The organism is Formosa undariae, assembly GCF_042427615.1.
Lineage (GTDB): Bacteria > Bacteroidota > Bacteroidia > Flavobacteriales > Flavobacteriaceae > Formosa > Formosa undariae.
In genome coordinates this window covers 674,069-691,775 of record NZ_JBHMEZ010000003.1, presented here as the reverse complement: position 1 = coordinate 691,775, position 17,707 = coordinate 674,069, and the positions used below count along the sequence as shown (strand labels likewise).

General features: G+C 35.0%; 8 protein-coding genes. All 8 read left to right on the top strand.

The features are described from left to right. Positions 1 to 170 precede the first annotated feature (170 nt). The 8 genes from ACFFVB_RS06350 to ACFFVB_RS06315 all read left to right on the top strand — a co-directional run bounded on the left by ACFFVB_RS06350 (position 171) and on the right by ACFFVB_RS06315 (position 17,660). The gene (locus tag ACFFVB_RS06350; protein WP_382381878.1) at positions 171 to 4,175 is read left to right on the top strand and encodes a hybrid sensor histidine kinase/response regulator transcription factor; all 4,005 of its coding nucleotides are present in this window, start codon (positions 171 to 173) and stop codon (positions 4,173 to 4,175) included. A gap of 392 nt (positions 4,176 to 4,567) precedes the next feature. Beyond that, a complete protein-coding gene (locus tag ACFFVB_RS06345; RefSeq protein ID WP_382381877.1) occupies positions 4,568 to 7,066 on the top strand; it encodes a glycoside hydrolase family 95 protein in 2,499 nt (832 codons plus the stop codon). A gap of 4 nt (positions 7,067 to 7,070) precedes the next feature. Then, positions 7,071 to 8,450, top strand: a complete 1,380-nt coding sequence (locus ACFFVB_RS06340; RefSeq protein WP_382381876.1) for a 3-keto-disaccharide hydrolase — start codon at positions 7,071 to 7,073, stop codon at positions 8,448 to 8,450. Between the two features lie 188 nt (positions 8,451 to 8,638). Then, positions 8,639 to 10,279 (top strand): glycoside hydrolase family 172 protein, encoded by a 1,641-nt coding sequence (locus tag ACFFVB_RS06335; protein WP_382381875.1) that lies wholly within the window; start codon positions 8,639 to 8,641, stop codon positions 10,277 to 10,279. Between the two features lie 21 nt (positions 10,280 to 10,300). Continuing rightward, a complete protein-coding gene (locus ACFFVB_RS06330; RefSeq protein WP_382381874.1) occupies positions 10,301 to 11,872 on the top strand; it encodes a sulfatase-like hydrolase/transferase in 1,572 nt (523 codons plus the stop codon). Between the two features lie 64 nt (positions 11,873 to 11,936). Then, positions 11,937 to 14,564 (top strand): glycoside hydrolase family 31 protein, encoded by a 2,628-nt coding sequence (locus ACFFVB_RS06325; RefSeq protein ID WP_382381873.1) that lies wholly within the window; start codon positions 11,937 to 11,939, stop codon positions 14,562 to 14,564. A gap of 188 nt (positions 14,565 to 14,752) precedes the next feature. Further along, positions 14,753 to 16,198 (top strand): hypothetical protein, encoded by a 1,446-nt coding sequence (locus ACFFVB_RS06320; RefSeq protein WP_382381872.1) that lies wholly within the window; start codon positions 14,753 to 14,755, stop codon positions 16,196 to 16,198. A 55-nt stretch (positions 16,199 to 16,253) separates the two neighbouring features. Continuing rightward, positions 16,254 to 17,660 (top strand): hypothetical protein, encoded by a 1,407-nt coding sequence (locus ACFFVB_RS06315; RefSeq protein WP_382381871.1) that lies wholly within the window; start codon positions 16,254 to 16,256, stop codon positions 17,658 to 17,660. The last annotated feature ends 47 nt before the right edge of the window (positions 17,661 to 17,707 follow it).

Below are 17,707 nucleotides of genomic sequence, written 5' to 3'. Positions count from 1 at the left end.
TATATTGAAAATCTAATTAAGAGGAATGCTTTAAGTGCGTCTCCTTGGCTGAAAAAACACAATAATTGTAAGTAAGGGTTAAGGTTTTTAATAAAATGATTTTCTAGCTTGATAGTGCTCCAAAAAGATGGCTATTATAAAAAAAGGCAAGCAAACAGTATTTTTATCAAATGAAAAAAGCATATATACTTACCATTATTAGCGTTTTTATATGTTTATCAGGTTTTGCGCAACACTTTAACTTTAAACATTTATCTGTTAAAGATGGCTTGGTGTCTAATATGGTACATACGACCATACAAGATTCTGATGGCTTTATGTGGTTTGGTACAGAAGACGGATTGTCTCGCTACGACGGCTATTCTTTTCTTAACTTTTTTCAATCACCTACCGATACGTTGTCCTTAAGTAATAACTTAATTCTTACTCTGGCCGAAGATAAAAATAAGCAATTGTGGATTGGTACGCATCAAGGCTTAAATATGTTGGATTTAGAAACCTATAAAATCACGAGGTTTAATACCGTTTTTAAAGAAAGCTTAGGAAGTATAACCATCCAATCTCTATATGTAGATGATGATACGTTGTGGATTGGTACCGATAATTCAGGTTTATATAGTTTAGATATTAATACGTATACTGTTAATAATTATGGTCATGTTGAAGGAAATAAGAACTCAATAAATTCAAATACAATTAATTGTATTGGTCAAGATTCCAAAGGAAACGTATTAGTAGGGACCAGCGAAGGCTTAGATGTTTTTAATAAAGTATCTAAAACTTTTACTCATCTTTTAAAAGATGTAAGTGTTGTTAATGTGCACCTTCAAAGGGATGGTACGGTATTATTAGGCATGCGTACTGAAGCATATTATATTCAATTAAAAGATGATTTTAAAATTAAAAAAGTCCCACTTCCTTTAGAGTTTTTAGGAAAAGAAATCAATCTTTTTTCCGATTCTTCCGATAATTTATGGTTTTCTGTAAGAGATCAAGGGTTACTGTATGTCGATAAAAGAACTAAAAAGACACACAGACTATTATACAATAAAAACAATACTATAGGTATAAATAGTAATGTTGTTACCAATATTTTTGAGGACGCTTTCGGAAATATATGGTTTAGTTCGCTGGATTCGGGCTTGAATATTTTAGATAAAAGAAGAAAAGAATTTATTCATGTAAAAGATAATAATTTACCTAACGGATTATTAAATAACAGGGTTAGAGCTGTGTTTCAGGATTCTGATAGAGACATTTGGGTGGGAACTAAAGTAGGAGGAACACTTAGTAAATTTAATAGAGACAGTTTAACGTTTACACATTACCACTCAAATCCATCTAATCCATTAAGTTTAAGTAACGATTTTGTGTTTAGCATTACAGAAGATCGCCCTGGATATTTATGGGTGGGAACTCTGGATGGTTTAAATTTTTTTGACAAAGCCAACGGAACATTTAAAGTTTATAGACATCAAGAAAATAACGTAAACAGTTTGTCCTCAAACAGTTTGTCCTCAAACAGTATAAACGACTTACTAAAGTACGATGATAATTTGTTTATTGGGACCGTAACTGAGGGGTTGGATGTTTACAACACTAAAAACAAAAGGTTTTCGCACTACAGAAAAACGGGAGCAAATAATCAATTATCAGATAACCGGATTAAGGTGATCTATCAAGATCAACGTAAAAATATCTGGATAGGAACTATTAATGGGTTGAACTTGTTTGATCCTAAAACAGGCGAGTTTCAACAGTTTTTAAGTAATTCTAGCGATGAGAATAGCATTTCCGAAAATTATATTTTAAGTATACACGAAGATAAAAATCAAAATTTATGGGTAGGTACGTCTTTGGGAATTAATTTAATGGATAGAAAAACAAATACGTTTAAAGTCTACACAACTAAGGATGGTTTGGCCGGAAATTCGGTGAAAGGTATTTTAGAGGATAATGAAGGAAACTTGTGGATAAGCACTAATAGTGGGCTTTCAAAATTCAATACTAAAACAAAGCAGTTTAAGAATTATAATCTGCATGATGGTTTGCAGGCTAACGAATTTTCTCCTTTTGTGTATTCTAAAATGGCGAATGGTGAAATGTTTTTTGGAGGAAATAATGGCTTTAATATTTTTAATCCGAAGGATATTACGAACAACACGCTTATTCCAAATGTATTATTGACCGATTTTAAATTATTCAATCAGTCAGTTCCTGTAGATGAGGAGAATTCACCATTAAAGAAACAAATAAGTAAAACTGAAAACCTTGTACTCGACCATAAACAATCTGTGTTTAGTTTTGAGTTTGTGGCATTGAACTATACTTCTCCAGAAAAGAATGAGTATGCGTATATGATGGAAGGTTTTGATGAAAATTGGAATTATATCGGAAACAAGCGAGAGGCAACGTATACCAATTTAGATGCTGGAGACTACATTTTTAAAGTAAAAGCAGCGAACAACGATGGCTACTGGAATGAGGTTGGCACAACCTTAAATATTAAAATTTTGCCAGCGCCTTGGTTTTCATGGTGGGCGTATATGCTGTATTCAATGGCTTTTGTGTCTGTGTTTTTGTGGTTTAGACATAATGCGATAAAGCGTAATAATCTGCAAAAGGAACAAGAAATAAATGATTTAAAAATAAAGTTTTTTGGGAATATAAGTCATGAGTTTAGAACGCCCTTAACGCTAATATTGGGGCCTTTAGAAAAAATATTAAAAGGAAATCACGATGCATCGCAGACCAGTCAACTGCGATTAATGTCGCGTCATACCAAGAGATTACTGAATTTAGTAAATCAACTTTTAGATTTTCAAAAAATAGGTTCAGGAGAACTAAAGGTACATACTGCAACGGGAGATTTGGTTCAGTTTATAAGAGAGCTTTCCTATTTGTTTGTAGAATTATCTAATGAAAAAGATATTCAATTTGAATTTGAAACGGATGTTGAAAGCTGTCAAACGATGTTTGATTATGATAAAATTGAAAAAATTATATTCAACTTACTTTCAAATTCATTTAAGTTTACGCCTCAAAAAGGACATGTTTCTATTACATTAAGTTTCAATAAAGAAGCTAATACATGTTGTATACTCGTTTCTGATGATGGCATTGGGATTCCAGAAGATCAGTTAAAAACTATTTTCAAGCGCTTTTACCAGGTTGATCATTCAACTTCAAAAAGCAATCAGGGAAGCGGAATTGGATTGGCTTTAACAAAAGAATACGTGGACCTACTTGGAGGCGAAATTACAGTAGAAAGTAGTTTAGGAGCAGGAGCTTGTTTTAAAGTCGAAATGCCTTTAGTTGAACTTAAGAATGTTGTGGAACAGGAAATGGAAGCAGAAGACATTCAGCTACAGCATGATGATTTAGAAGCCGATGAGCATAAAAAACAAAATAAGAAAACACCATTAATTTTATTAGTAGAAGATAATGGCGATTTACGCGGCTTTTTAAAAGATAATTTGAATAAGAATTATAGAATTATAGAAGCCCCTAATGGTGTAGAAGGCTTAAAACAAACGCTAAAATATATTCCAGATTTAATTATTAGCGATGTCATGATGCCAGAAATGGATGGAAATGAAATGTGCTCAAAAATCAAAAACGATTCCCGAATTTCACATATTCCGATAGTATTACTTACAGCTCAAATATCGGAGGAACAACAAGTGACTGGGTTTAAGAATGGCGCAGATCAATACTTAACCAAGCCTTTTAGTTTTGATGTATTAATCTCAAGAATTAATAGTTTGTTAGCCCAACGTAAAGCATTACAAAGTGTTTTTAGTAAAAAAATAGAAGTAAATCCGTCGGAGATTACAGTAACTTCTGTAGATGAGCAGCTAATTCAAAAAGCCTTAGATCTTGTCGAAAATAATATAAGTAACTCAAAGTATTCTGTAGATGAGTTAAGTAAATCTTTAGACATAAGTAGAGGGCATTTGTACCGAAAAATTGTGTCCATTACGGGGAAATCTCCTTCAGAATTTATAAAATCTATCCGATTAAAACGATCGGCTCAATTACTTCAATCAAGTAAATTAACCATCTCAGAAATAGCTTACAAAGTAGGATTCTCAAGTCCGAAATATTTTTCTAAATGCTTTAAAGCTGAATTTAATATGTTACCTACCGAATTTGCTTCCAAGTATAACGAATGATTCATTTTCAAGGGTGTAGATTGTTAAAAGATACATGGTTTACCCTATTTTGTTTCCTCTTTCACCCTAATATAAGGTGCGTTTTTTTGTTGTTTTATGTGGTAAGAGGTAAGTTTATGAAGCATTAAAACCACATCGTCAAGACGCCTTTAAAATGAAGTCTACTCGTAGGTTTTTCAATTGCAGATTCTGAAAATATTATTTTAAGAATTAATTTAAGTAAGAAAGTTTTTAGTCTTCTTTGGTTTTAATCCGTTTAAGATTGCTGTGATTCCTATTTTGTTTAAATGACCTTATAAAAGGTTTTTATTTTCATAATAAAAAATCAGATGTTCAAAATAGATAACTAATTAAAGAATAGAAATAGTTTTTTAATATAAAAAATGATAAAAATGAAAAAAGCATTTTATGTTTTAGTACTGACCTTGCTAGCTGCTGTAAATAGCAATGCACAAAACAAAGATTTTAAACTTTGGTACGATGCACCGGCCGCAGATTGGAATGAAGCATTGCCTTTAGGAAATGGAAGGCTAGGCGCTATGGTTTTTGGCGACCCTATTAACGAAAATATTCAATTAAATGAATTAACGCTTTGGGGAGGAGGACCACATAGAAATGATAATCCCGATGCCAAAGGAGCACTATCTGAAGTTAGAAAATTATTGTTTGAAGGAAAGTATGATGAAGCACATCGTTTGGCAAATAATAAAATGATTTCCAAAGTGTCTCATGGGATGCCTTATGAAACGGTTGGAAATCTAAGGTTGAATTTTCAAAATCAAGAGAACTACTCCGATTATTATCGTGAACTTGATATTGAAAATGCAATTAATAGCACCCAATATACCGTAGATGGGGTAACGTATAAACGTGAAATATTTACTTCGTTTACAGATCAAGTTATTGTAATGAAATTAACGGCCAATAAGGCTGGTAAGATTAGTTTTAATGCGTCTATGGATCGCCCGGAACCAGCAAAAGTGTCAACTTATACAGAAAATAATAATGTATTGGTCATGACTGGTTTTGGTAGTGATAATAAAAATAAACGATTACCAAAAGAAACACCAGCGATTAAAGGTGAAGTAGAATTTGATTCTAGAATTAAGATTGTCCCTAACGGAGGAACCCTTATAGCCACCAAAAACACGTTGGAAGTTAAGAATGCCGACAGTGTAACGTTGTACATTTCTATAGCGACAAACTTTGTTAATTACCAAGACGTAAGTGCCGATGCTCACCAAAGAGCAGCCGATTATATAGCGAAAGCAGAACAAAAAGATTATAAGGATTTGGTTACAGATCATTCAGCGTTTTACAAGCAGTATTTTAATCGTGTATCTTTAGATTTAGGAATTTCCAATTCTGCTAAGCATCCAACAGATGTTAGAATTAAAGAGTTTAGTGTAGGTTACGATCCTTCATTAGCTGCTTTATATTTTCAATTTGGTAGATATTTATTAATTTCTTCATCTCAACCAGGCGGACAACCTTCAAACTTACAAGGTTTATGGTGTAAAGATTTAACACCACCGTGGAAAAGTGCTTATACTGTAAACATTAATACAGAAATGAATTATTGGCCAGCAGAGGTTACTAATTTATCAGAAATGCACGATCCATTAATTCAGATGGTAAGAGATTTATCTGTGTCAGGAAAGGAAACGGCTAAAGTAATGTATGGCGCAGAAGGTTGGGTTACGCATCACAACACAGATTTATGGCGAATTGCAGGACCAGTAGATGGAGCAACATGGGGCATGTGGACTACAGGAGGAACGTGGTTATCTCAGCATGTGTGGGACAAATTTATGTATAATGGTGATTTAGACTATTTAAAGTCTGTATATCCTGCAATGAAAGGTGCTTCAGAATTTTGTTTAAGTTTCTTAATTCCTGAGCCTAAAAATGATTGGTTAATAATTTCTCCAACAATTTCTCCAGAACACGGGCCTAAAGGGCGTTCTAAAAGCGTGAATATTGAGGCGGGAACAACAATGGATAATCAGTTGGTGTTTGATATGTTGACTAAAACAATTACAGCGGCTAAATTGTTAAATGTAGATGCTGAATTGGTAGCGAAAATGGAAGCGACCTTAACTAAGTTACCTCCTATGAAGATAGGACAACACAATCAGGTTCAAGAATGGATGGAAGATTTAGATGATCCAGACGATAAACACCGTCACGTTTCACATTTATACGGCTTGTATCCTTCAAATTTAATGTCACCTTACAGACATCCTGAATTATTTCAAGGTGCTGAAAATACATTAATCCAAAGAGGAGATCCTTCAACAGGATGGTCTATGAATTGGAAAATAAATCTATGGGCACGTTTATTAGATGGAAATCATGCTTACAAATTAATGGGAGAACAAATTAAATTAGTAGGTAGACCTGGCTCTCCAAACGGAGGCGGAACGTACGCTAATATGTTAGATGCACATCCGCCATTTCAAATTGATGGAAACTTTGGTTTTACTTCTGGTTTGGCCGAAATGTTAGTCCAAAGTCATGATGAAGCCATTCATTTAATTCCAGCTTTACCAGACGTTTGGAAAGATGGAAGCGTAGAAGGGTTACGTGCAAGAGGTGGTTTTGAAATAACCGATTTAGAATGGAAAAATGGTGAAGTTGTTAAAGCGGTTATTAAATCTAATTTAGGAGGAAACTTACGTATACGTTCTTATAACGAACTTGCATCTAAGGATGGGAAGTCGTTAACTAATGCAAAAGGAAATAATGCGAACACTTTCTATCAAGCAGCAAATATTAAAACACCAATTGTTTCTGAGAAAGCTACTTTAGGAAAATTTACAGCTCCTAAAAGCTTTTTGTATGATATGGCAACAACCAAAGGACAAACAATTGTTTTAGTGAAAAAATAAAAAGATGAAGACCAAACTACAATTACTTTGCTTAATAGCTATAATCACTTGTGTTAGTTCTGTTTTTTCACAAACCAAGTTAAAATCATTAGACGATTTTAATATACCAACAGGAGATTGGTTTATGGCTGAAGAGGTAAAAGTAGACTCGGTAAACCATAAATTATTTAGGTATGCAGTAGGTAATGGTTCTTTTGTGAATGGAGAAACAGGCAAAACAGACCATTTGGAATCTAAAGAAGCTTTTGGAGATATAGAACTACATCTAGAGTTTTTGTTACCTGAAGGTTCTAATTCGGGGGTTTATTTTCAAAGTAGATATGAAATTCAAATTTTTGATAGCTACGGAAAAGAAAATGTAGATTTTTCTGATTGTGGCGGAATTTACCAACGTTGGGATGAAAGTAAACCTAAAAAACAAAAAGGTTACGAAGGAATAACACCAAGAGTAAATGCAACCAAACCTTTGGGCGAATGGCAGGCTTATGACATTGTTTTTAGAGCCCCTAAATTTGATGCAAAGGGTAAAAAAGTAAAAAATGCCATGTTTGAAAAAGTTGTTTTGAATGGTGTTATAATTCATGAAAACAAAGAAGTTACCGGAGCAACCAGAGAAGGATTAGCAGGGGTAGAAGTTGCTAAAGCACCTTTAAGATTACAAGGCGATCATGGAAGAGTGGCTTTTAGAAATATTAGAATTAGAGATCTAGAAAACACAAGAGCTACAAAATTAAACACTTGGGTAGATTTATTTGAGAATACAGAATCAGGTGCTAATTACGATTTTGTTGTACAAGGCGATGCTACAGAAGACGAGGCTAAAAATATGTTTGAGTATTCAAACGGTGAGCTAAAGGCTATGTATAAATGGACAGCTTCAACTGCTCCTTATGGTGTTGCAATTACTAAAAAAAGGTATAGCTCTTACGATTTAAAATTCGAATTCAAATGGGGAGAACGTCGTTTCGAACCACGTCTAAATGAGATACGCGATGCCGGTTTACTGTATCATTGTCAAGCAGGAACTTATGCTTGGCCTCCAAGTTTAGAATATCAAATTCAAGAAGGAGATTGTGGTGATTTATGGAGTATTCTCGGTGTAAGTTGTGATGTTTTAAGAGATGGAGAAATCTCAGTTCTAAAAAAAGTAGATTATAGTCGATCTAAAAAGTTTGTCGATAAAGAAAAAGCAGGATGGAATGAAGTCTTATTAAAAGTTCGAGGCGATAGTGCCAAATATTATTTAAACGGCGTACTTGTTAATGAGATTATTAATAGTAATTACGGAGGTGTTAGTATCAATTCTGGTTTTATAGCCTTACAAGCCGAATATTCTGAATTGATTTATAGAAACATAAAAATAATGGAGAAGCGTTCATTTTAATTAATGGATAATATAAGACAAATAGCATATTAATATTAGTTTTTTTGCGCTCGTAAACCGCGTTGTCTAACTCAAACTATGGATAAATTTAGATCTAAGATATTGATGCATGCAAATGCGTAAAATTCAGATTTACAAGTCGTTATTTTTTTAGGTATTGAGAAAATACAATGTAAAATCATGAAAATATGAAAGCAATAAAATACATTTTAAGTACACTTCTTTTAGTATTCACTCTTGTTGGTACTGCGCAGAATAAAGATGAAATAACCATTGAATCGTTATTAAACGAGATGGTTGATCGCGATGCTATAGCACGTTTTCCAAAAACAAATTTCAGGTTAAAACAGGCGAGTAGTTACAATCGAGCTTCTGTAAATCCAGAAGATTCGGTTGGATGGTTTACAAATCACGATTTTAATAAAGGGAATGGAGATCACAATTTTATTCGAACAGAAGAAACCAATGGCGAAAAAGAATGGGTATTAATGGATCATGTTGGTCCAGGGGCCATTGTGAGAGTTTGGTCGCCATGGCTTAATCAATTGGAATCAGGTAGTGATATCATAATTCGTGTGTATTTAGACGGTAATCCTAAACCCGTGCTAGAGGGCAATATGATAAGCCTTTTTGATGGTACGGGACTTATTCCTTATCCGTTTGCCCATCAATCGTTACGCTCAGGGGTTTCATTTTTTCCAATACCTTATGCCAAAGGTTGTAAAATTACAGCATTGAAAGAGCCATACTTTTTTCAATATACATACAGAGCTTATGATGAAGGGACGCCTGTTCAAACTTTTACTATGGCAGATTTTGAAAAAGCGAAGCCGCTTACAGAAAAAATAGGTGAAGAACTTTCAAATCCAAAAAACACAAATGAGGGCGAAACTATTTCCTTTAAAGCGAAGCTAAAGTCTAATAAAGAAGAATCAATTGCTTTGCCTAATGGCACAGCGGCAGTACGTTCCCTTGTTCTTAAATTAGGCGATTATAACGATCCAAAAATAATGCGTTCTGTCGTTTTAAAAATGGAGTTTGATGGACAACAAACCGTTTGGACTCCTATTGGTGATTTCTTCGGGACAGGTATTGGTTTAAATCCTGTTAAAGGGTGGTATCAAACAGTAGAAGACGATGGTACTATGTCGTGCCGTTGGGTAATGCCTTATCAAAACTCGGGTAAGATTACCATCTTAAATTTAGGGAAAAAACCAGTGGATGTTACGTTAGAGGCAACCGTAGGCGATTGGGAATGGGATAGTGAAAGTATGTATTTTAATGCAGCATGGCATGGACAATACCCAGTAGCAACGCGTCCGTTTTCCGATTGGAATTATGTGACATTAAAAGGGCGAGGTGTTTATGTTGGTGATGCTTTAACTATAATGAACCCTGTTAAAAGATGGTGGGGAGAAGGTGACGAAAAAATTTGGGTTGATGGCGAGGATTTTCCATCCATTTTCGGAACAGGAACAGAAGATTATTACGCTTATTCTTGGGGCGGAAGAAGTACCGAATTTTATGAACATCCGTTTCATGCACAACCGCGATCGTATGTGTATAATAAATTAAATCCTAAAACAACAAACGAAAAAAATACGACGGGGTACAGTACGGAAACACGAACACGTGCCCTAGATGGAATGCCTTTTGAAAGTTCATTACAATTAGATATGGAAGTGTGGAGTGGTACCGATTGTGAAATGGGATATGGTGTTGGTGTTTACTGGTATGGCGATAAACAAACTACTTCAAACCGAGTTCCGGATGAACAAGAAGCTTTAAATGTGCCGCCTTTACCAAAAGAATTTCCAAATACTAAATAATAAAAACAGAAGCTTTAAATCATGAAAAGTATCAAGAGGTTTTCTAAAGTGAATTTAGTCGTTTTAGCTCTGTTATTGGCAGGGTGTAAATCGAATGGAAAACATAATATAGAAACAGCTATCACTAATATTATAAAGCCAAACATCATCTTTTTGATGACCGACGATCAGCGTTGGGATAATATGGGATGCTATGGTAAACTGGAGTTCAATACACCCAATATAGATAAGTTATCGGCAGAAGGGGTTACCTTCGATAATGCTTATTATGCAGTTGCCATTTGTATGCCTAGTCGCGTAACAATGCTTACTGGACGTTTTAATTCTAATCATAGAGTGGGCTTTGTAGCACCAGACGATTATACATTGTCTCAGTCCGATTTTGAAAATAGTTACCCAGCAATTTTAAAACAAGCGGGCTATAGAACAGGTTTTGTAGGTAAGGTCGGGTTTACAGTTACCGAAAAAGCAACGCGACCGAGTACACCAAAAGAACACTTTTATAAACAGTATTTAAGCAATACTTTCGATTATTTTGCTGGTAGTGAAACCTACGACTATAAGGGGCATGTTACTTGGCCTGAAAGTGATGTAGAATTACAGAATATCTTTAAGGAAGGTCGAGAAAATTCTGGAAGAACATTAAGGACTGGAGAGGCCATGCTTCGTTTTATAGAGACGCAACCAGAAGACCAACCCTTTTGTTTATCTGTCAGTTTTTATGCTGTAAAGCACGATAAAGACAGAGATGTCTATATGCCCCATTATGAGCAATTCAAAGATCATGAATTTGAAGCGCCTAACAATTGGGTAGAAGGTGATAATCCTGATTTACCAGAGGTGGTAAAAGAAAATGCTCGAGGCGTGTATTTGCACCGCCAAAGGTCATCGACTCCAGAAATGTATCAACGTCTTGTCAGTCGGTTTGCAGCACAAGGTTACAGTGTCGATGATCAAGTAGGATTATTGGTAGATAAGCTAAAAGAAAAAGGGATGCTTGAAAATACAATCATTATTTACACTAGTGATAATGGCCGTTTTCAAGGTTCACATGGTTTGTTCGATAAATGTCTTTTGTATGATGAATCTGTTAAGGCACCCCTAATTGTTTACGATGGTCGTATGCCAGAATCTAAACGTAAACGTCGTGAAAAGGCATTGGTTTCCTCTGTAGATATGGCTTCTACGATTGTGTCGCTAGCGGGTTTAGAGCCTTCAAATCGTATGCAAGGAAAAGATCTTACTGCTGTATTAAATCAGACTCAAGATATGGAGCAATGGCGTGATGCTGTGTTTATGGAAGATTTGTTTTTAGTCGATATGTTTAAAGAACGTTACAAAGAAAATGTAGACGAGATAAATCAGAATTTAATAAACAGTAATAAATCTTATAGAGCACATGGTGTGCGTACAGAACGGTGGAAATATTTTGTGTATTACGAACATACCCCAAAAATTGAGGAATTATATGATATGGTTACTGATCCATCGGAACAGAATAATTTAGCAACCGATCCAGAACATAAACAGATTCTAAAGACCTTAAGGACGAAAACTGAAGATTTATATCAGAAGGCAATTCAGAATAGATAAGCAGAAATACGGGTTTTATTAGCCCAAAAAAGATAATTAGAACTAACCATTAATAAAAGATTTTATGAAAAAGAGCATATGCATCTTAAGTATGTTTCTCTTGGTGTTGGCAAGTTGCAACTCTAAGTTTAAACATCATCTAGAAAAAACCGATCATGCTGTGACTATTCAGCAAGATAGTTTAATCCTGAAAATTGAAATAATTGATGACGCAATTATTCATGTAATAAAAGAAATAAAGGGCACTCCTGTGTCAACAATTCCAGATTATGTTACGGTTTTAGAGCCTCAAGACGTGAATTGGGAATTAAAAGAAACGGAGAATGAATTAACCATCAGTACGGCTTTACTTAAAGTGTTAGTACATAGCGATGGAACGATAACTTATGAAACTAAAGACGATAAAAAATTAGTTTCAGAAACGAATGAACAGACTTTTATAAACTTGGATGCTAATGCAGAGCATACTGTTTCGCAAGGATTTCATGCTGGCGATGAAGGGTTGTATGGATTAGGGCAGTTTCAAAGTGGTATTATGAATTGGAAAAATGTCCCTATTCGTCTTCAACAATACAATCAAGAAATAGCGGTTCCGTTTTTAGTATCAACCAAAGGCTATGGTATCTACTGGCATAATTACAGCCTTACAGATTTTAATCAGCCTCAAAATGAAATCCAATTTGAAGCACCTAAAACAGTTGCTAAAACTAAAGAAACGTCAACGGTTGCAGTCGACGGAGAAAAAGAAGATGTTGCGGCACACATTACGAAATCTGAGGCTGAAGAAAAAAATAGACGTGAAACCACGTTTACTCCAACCAAAACTGGCGAATATAACTTTTTAGCACTAAGTGATAATGGCGGACGGATGCGCGGTGAGATTAAAGTAAGTATTGATGGCGACGATGTGATTAATTATTCTACCATTTGGATGCCTAGACGTTATTCAGGAAAAAAACATTTAGAAGCAGGAAAAACGTATAAGATAGTATTTCAAAATACAGGTGCTAAAATTCCAGGTAATTTATATTATAACGAACCAGACTACAATAAAACTGTTTTTAGCAGTACGCATGGTAATGTTATAGATTATTATTTGGTGCAAGGAGAAAATCCGGAAGCTGTAATTTCACGCTATCAAAAATTAACAGGAACGGCACCTATGTTTGCTAAAAGTGCATACGGATTTTGGCAATGTAGAGAACGCTACCATAACCAAGAGGAATTGTTAGCCAATGCAAATGAGATGCGCGAACGTAATATTCCTTTCGATAATATTGTGCAAGACTGGTTCTATTGGCCAAAAGGAACGAAAGGCCCAGAATGGGATCCTGCTAAATATCCAGATCCCGATGCTATGGTAGACGAATTAAAATCCTTAAACTTAAAGTTAATGGTGTCTGTATGGCCTGAAGTGAAAAATGAAGCTTTAGAAGCAAAATATAATCTTAAAAAGATTAAAAGTAGTAACTATATAGATGTCTATGATGAAGGCGTAAGTGAACGATTTTATCGCATGTTAAGTGATTCGATGTTTCATAAAGGCGTAAGCTCTATTTGGTTAGATGGGACGGAACCTGAAGGGGTTACAGATGCGATCCAAATGACGGCAGTTGGTCGTTTTGAAGAGGTTCAAAATCCATATTCACTTTTAGTTACAAAAGCAATGTACGATGGGAGAAGAGCAGAGTTCTCTAACGAACGTGTTTTCAATTTAACACGCTCTGCATATGCAGGACAACAACGTTACGGGGCTACTTCATGGTCTGGAGATGTTGAAGCATCTTGGGAACAATTTTCTGAACAAATAGCTGCAGGTTTAAACTTTACAATGGCAGGAATTCCATATTGGACACACGATATTGGAGGGTTCTTTAGAGATTTAAAATCTATTAATCCGGAGTTCGACAGTCAATATACCAACCCAGAATTTATTGAATTATTAACGCGTTGGTTTCAGTTTGGTACATTTAGTCCGATTTTTAGAATCCATGGCTATGTTTCGGAAACTGAGATTTGGAGATATGATGATGCATTTGAAAGTACAGCGCGAAAATTTATCGATTTACGCTATCAGCTGATGCCATATATCTACTCACAAGCTTGGCAAATTACAACCAATAGTAAGCAGCTTATGAGTCCGCTGGCGTATCATTATCCAAATGATAAAAATACTTGGGAGATTAAGGATCAATTATTCTTTGGTGAATCGATTATGGTTGGTTTCGTTACTGAATATGAGAAACGCGAGAAAGAAATGTATTTCCCAAAAGGACAGTGGTATAACTTCTGGACAAATGAAAAAATGGAAGGCGGAAAAGCCATTACTGTGAAAGCAAATCTAGATGAAACGCCGCTATACGTAAAAGCAGGAAGCATTATTCCAATCGGACCGAAAGTACAATATGCAACGCAAGAAACAGACGAGCCTTTGCGTATAAAAGTGTATCCAGGCGCAGATGCAACATTCACCTTATATTTTGATGATAACGAATCTTACGACTATGAACATGGTGAATATTCAGAACTTAAATTGAATTATTCCGAAGCCACTAAAACACTTCAAATTACTAAAGGAAATAGCGAGTATTTAGACTATTCTAAAAGTCCTATGACGCTAGTCGTTGAAATGATTGGCGGACAAAATCAGACGGTGAGTTTTTCAGGTTCAGATTTAGAAGTTAAATTATAAAGTTTACTAAAATGTAGATAAACTCAATTCGCGCAAGTGAAGTTATAGGTTTTAGTGGCCTTTAGCTTCACTTGTTGCGTTTAGGCATATAATTTATAGTAATTGAACCATGGTTTATATCCAAATCATGAGACCTTGACTATTTTTATTACTTCAATAATTAGTGTTTAAAACAAGCTAAAAAAGACATGACTAAACCCCGTTTCAATTTCAAAACGTATTCCTCTTCAAAATTAATAGCACTTCTTTGTTTTGCCATTTTTGGTTTAACAGGATTGCAAATACAAGCACAAACGACTGTGCAGTCTTTACAAGAATTAAAATCGTATTTAGCTGCTGATAATGTCAATATAAAAATGAAACCGGGAGTGTATTCCATTACTGCCGAAGATGTAAAAAATGGGTTATATACTCAAGAAACTAAAATTAAAAACACAAGTAAGGTATTGTTACTTTTTGAAGGGAATAATAGTACTTACGATTTTACAGGTGTGACCATTAATGTAGACACTAAGGTGATGCAAGCCTATGGTAATAATCAAATTCACGAAATACAAATTATAGGAAATAAGAATGTGCTTAAAAACTTAACGCTTGTAGATTTGGGGTCGGTACATGATGCACCAACACGTCGCGCTACAAATATTGTTATGGATGGATCGCATAATAAAATTGAAGGGTTTCATGTCACCACCAAAGGATCTTTTCCTTATGGTTATGGCGATGCTTTTGGAAAAGGTGGGAAATCGGTAATTCCGCATCGCAAACATAGCGCATGTTTAATTCGAGGGGAATCTAATCATCTTAAAAATTCAAAGTTTATTCATAGAAGTTACGGCCATTGTATTTTTATGCAGGCTGCTAATAATCCAATTATTGAAGGTTGTGAAGTTGAAGGAGAAGTTCGTAAAACCGACGACATGCTTGCTGAAACATCTGGACCAGCCTTCGATGTAAATTTTATGACGGTTTGGGGGTATACACTTCCAAAAGGATATATGTTAAGTACTGGAGAAGCTGGGATTCGTGCTTACGATGGAGGTGAAACTATAATTGATGGAAAACAATACAGACGCGGAACATCTAACGTTACTGTTTTAAATTGTACCGTAAAATATATGAGAACGGGTGTGACGATTGCACATGCTACTGGAAAAAAATATGTTGAAGGTTGCGTGGCTATTGGTTGCGAAAACGGATTCTCGTTAGGGTCGGGTGATTTAGTGAATTGCAAAGCCGATGTTACACACGGACCAGCATACGCGTCAACTTACGAAAGAGATAAAGGATATAACGCAGATATTACACTTATTCCATCAAAAGAACCGTACTATAACGGCACAGGCGCTGTTGCTTATATTGGCGGAAGTCAGCATAAAATTACACTTCGTGGTTCAAGTGAAGGCGTAAATAAAGGCTTAAAAATTAAAGTTGGTGGCGAGAAAAATAACATCAGATTATTACATGGGAATCTTCCTAATCAGAATGATTTTAAAGGTTTCGATTTTGAAATTCAAAATCTTACCGAATATCCGGTATATCTATCACATAAAAGTTCTGGAGTTACAGGCGAATCTAAAGGACAAATTACCAATTTAGGTACAGATAACACGTTAAAGTATATCGGCAAATAATCTTCACATTAACAAAAACTAACCAAATAATAGTTGTAAAAAAAAACGAATAGAGATGAATAAAATACTAACACTACTTTCTGTATTATTTATAGTTTTTTCAAGCCAAGCTCAAGTAGCAGACAATCAGAAAAAGGTTATAGAAGTAAGTTCACTAACCGAATTCAGATTCTATTTAAATCAGGATAATGTTCATGTTAAACTTAAAGCAGGTAATTATCAGGTCGATGATGCTAAAAAAATCAGATTCTTCGAAATCACGAGTAATAATTCCTATTACGATTTGAAGGATGTAAGATTTATGGTCGATACAAAACTGTTTAGTCGTACCGATTTAATAAAAAGTAACGACGGTAATAGTATGTATTGTGCTATAGAAATATCTGGGAATAACGTAACCTTAGAAGGATTATATATCGAAACTTATGGCGATACACCAGGTTTACAAAGTAAAAATAAGATGTTCAATATTGTGGGCGAAGATATCACTTTAAAGAATGTTGAATTAAGAACAGCAGGTTCAAGCCCTTGGGGTTATGGGTATCTATATGGCATAGGTGGTGGTAGCGATGTGCGCAAAATGAATGGGATTCGAGTTGGTTATCCTGCAAAGAATGTAAAATTGTTAGGTTGTAAAGTTCATATGAGAGCTATGGGACATGCTATATTTTTACAAGGATCAGAAAATACGTTAATCGAAGGTTGTGAGGTAGATGGTTTGCTCCGTACTACCGATGCCATGCTTAAGGAAACTTCAGGCTATGGTTTTGATAAGAATTTTTATGCAGCAAAAGGAAATTATATAGAAGGTACTAACGTGGCCGAAGATGGGAAAATTTTGCCAGGAGAAATTATTTCTTTAAGTGAAGATGGGATACGTATGTATCCAGATTATAATGGTCATCCAACCACAAATACGACTGTAAAAAACTGTACAGTAACACAAATGCGTAGAGGGATTTGTACAGGATTAAGTACTTCTGGAGATATGGTTATCGATTGTGTGGTACGCGATTGTGTAGCGACAGGGTATAACGTGGGGAACGCAGATACCTTAATTAATTGTAGTGCCGACGCTAAATATGGAGAAGCTTTTTGTATCGCGTATAACGATGCCAAAAATGCTAATGTAGAAATGAATATTCTAGACAGTAGAAATGGTATAGCTAATAATCTGCTAGCAAAAATAAATGGTACAGGTCACAATGTTGTGATTAAAACTGAGGCTCCAGAATTTATTCCATCTACTATGGCTATTAAATTGTCTGTGTGGGAAGGTTATGGCAATTTCGATGAAAATGCTAAAATGCATGCTACAAATATCAAACTAGACAATCAAACCTCAACAGAAGTGATCACGTTTAAAGGGACTGAAAAAGTTGATATAAAAACGAAAGGTAAAGTACGTAAAGCTACAGATTCAGAAAATCTGGTAAATGATAGTAATCGTTTAAAACGATAAACTAGGTTTAATGCCTTGGAATAGAGCGGATTTTTAATAATCATAGA